3 protein-coding genes are annotated in these 2399 nt (G+C 67.4%); 2 read left to right on the top strand and 1 reads right to left on the bottom strand.

The genetic code is table 11. The annotated features are described in order from the left end of the window. Together VF662_RS04025 and VF662_RS04020 are read left to right on the top strand one after the other, a co-directional pair. A partial coding sequence (locus tag VF662_RS04025) for an alpha/beta hydrolase (RefSeq protein ID WP_464137947.1) occupies nt 1-683 on the top strand: 683 nt, incomplete at its 5' end. Next, nucleotides 680-1447 (top strand): hypothetical protein, encoded by a 768-nt coding sequence (locus VF662_RS04020; RefSeq protein ID WP_464137945.1) that lies wholly within the window; start codon nt 680-682, stop codon nt 1445-1447. The genes VF662_RS04025 and VF662_RS04020, both read left to right, overlap by 4 nt. Before the next feature lie 61 nt (nt 1448-1508). Here the strand turns inward: VF662_RS04020 and VF662_RS04015 are convergent, their stop codons facing one another. Continuing rightward, nucleotides 1509-2228: an SIMPL domain-containing protein gene (locus VF662_RS04015; RefSeq protein ID WP_464137943.1), complete on the bottom strand. Its 720-nt coding sequence runs from the start codon at nt 2226-2228 to the stop codon at nt 1509-1511. Nucleotides 2229-2399: the final 171 nt, after the last annotated feature.

Raw genomic sequence — 2399 nt, 5'->3', positions numbered from 1 at the left:
CGGGGCGCGGTCCGGTGATCGTGTTCCTGCCCGGCTACATGTCGGACATGGAGGGCGGCAAGGCGACTGCCCTCGATGCCTGGGCCGAGCGCGAGGGGCGGGCGATGCTCCGCTTCGATTATTCGGGCTGCGGCTCCAGCGCCGGAGACTTCGAGGCGCAGACGCTCACCAACTGGCGGAACGACGTACTGGCGATGCTCGAGGACGTGCTCGAGGAGCAGCCCGTGGTGCTGGTCGGCTCCTCGATGGGCGGGTGGCTGATGCTTCTCGCGGCGCTCGCCCGGCCGCAGCAGGTGAAGGGCCTCGTCGGCATTGCGGCCGCGCCCGATTTCACCTCCTGGGGCTTCACCCAGGACCAGAAGATGACGATGCTCCGCGAAGGGCGCCTGGTGGAGCCCTCGCCTTACGGCGAGCAACCCTACGTCACCAGCCGTGCCTTCTGGGAAAGCGGCGAGACTCACCGGCTGCTGCACGCGCCGATCGAAGTCGATTGCCCGGTGCGCCTGCTCCACGGCCAGGCCGATGCCGACGTGCCATGGACCTATTCGCTGGAGCTGATGCGGCTCATCCGTTCAGCCGACGTGCAGAGCCTTTTCGTCAAGGACGGCGATCATCGCCTGTCGCGCGATCAGGACATCGCGCTTCTGATCGCGATCGTGAACGGACTTCTGGAGGCCCTTTGATCCCCTTCCTGATGGCACTCGCCGCCGCCCAGGCCACCGCTTCGGCCGGCGACATCGCGCGCTTTCAGAGCTGCACCGCGCTCGTGAAGAGCCAGCCGGAGAATGGCGTTGCGAGCGCCAACGACTGGCTTCTGAAGGGCGGCGGCCTCCTTGCCCGGCAGTGCCTCGGCCTCGGCTACACGGCGCTCGGCCGCTGGGCCCCGGCCGCGACAGCCTTTGAGCAAGCGGCGCGCGAGGCCGAGACCAGGAAGGAGCCTCGCGCTTCCGATCTCTGGGTCCAGTCCGGCAATGCCTGGCTTGCCGCGGGCGACGGCGCCAAGGCGAAGGCCGCGTTCGACGCCGCTCTCATCACCACCGCGCTGACCCCGGAGCTTCGCGGCGAAGTCTATCTCGACCGCGCCCGCGCCTCGGTCCAGCTCGGTGACCTCGCCGGCGCCCGCGCCGACATAGATCGCAGCCTGGAGCTGGTCCCGGCCGATCCGTTCGCCTGGTACCTTTCCTCGGCGCTTGCGCTCCGCGAGGACAATCTTGCGCGGGCGAAGGAGCATTCCGCCAGGGCGGTCGCGCTTGCGCCCGACGATGCCAACGTCCTCCTCCACGCCGGCAACGTCGCCGGCCTCGGCGGCGACGGCGACGCGGCAAGGTCCTTCTACACGAAGGCGGCTGCTGCCGCTCCCGGCTCGGCGGCGGCCAAGGCTGCCGAAGCCGCGCTCGCAGCCAATGCCGCACCGCAACCAAAGGCAGTGGCTTCTCCGCCGAAATAAGCTAGGGCATGCGCTTCCGGAGCCCAGCGCGATGGCGCCGGCGAAGGCGCTCGCCTGAACCCTAATCCAGGTAGAAATCGGTCGTCGTCACGACCCGCACCTTCTGGAAGGGTGAATCGTTCCCCGATCCGGCGCCTTCCCCGTCGCGCGCGCCGATCGAGAAATAACCCTGGGTCGCGGACTTGATCCCGCCCACGGCGGTTCCGCTGTCGTTGGCGAACTGCTCGGCGCCCTTCCGCGCATCCCGCGTCGCCTCGGCGATCATCGCCGGCTTCACGTCGTTCAACTTGGTGAAGCTGTAGACCATCGCCGTCCCCTCCTCGAGCGCGACGCCGCTGCGGATCAGCTCGAACTGCCGCGCGAATGCCGCGCGCGCCTTCATGACGTCATTGGTCCTAAGCTGCAGCCGCTGGCGGACGGTGACGCTGTTGGTGCCGCGGTTGCTGTCGAAAAACTGGTTCACGCCCGCACCGGCGCCGGTCACCTCCGCCTCCTTGAAACCGGCGCGGCGGAAGAAGTCGCGGACGGTCCGCGTATCCTCCTCGATCGCCGCCTGCACGGGCCCCAGTTCGCTGCCCTGCTCCGTGAAGACGATCGTCCAGGTGGCAAGGTCCGCAGTCACATCGCGCTCGGCAAGTCCGCGGACCGTCACAGAGCGTTCGGCCATCTTCGCCCGCTTCAGCCCGTCGCCGAGCAGGAAGCCCCCGATCACCATTCCGAGCGCCAATATGGCGGATGCGATGAGGAGCCACTTGCGGTTGTCGTGGAGCCCTTCAGACATGATATGCCTCCCGTGAAAGCCCGATCGGCAGCTTCCGCCGGACCTTGATTGTCTCCCATGCTGCCGATGAACCGTGTATTTATAGCGACGAGCTGAGGCAAGAATGAAGTATCTGCACACGATGATCCGCGTCTCGGATCCCCAGGAGACGATCCGTTTCTTCGAGCTGCT

The organism is Allosphingosinicella sp. (assembly GCF_036387215.1).
Taxonomy (GTDB): domain Bacteria; phylum Pseudomonadota; class Alphaproteobacteria; order Sphingomonadales; family Sphingomonadaceae; genus Allosphingosinicella.
The sequence above is the reverse complement of the archived record's forward strand: the minus strand, read 5'-3'. Positions and strand labels throughout refer to the sequence as shown.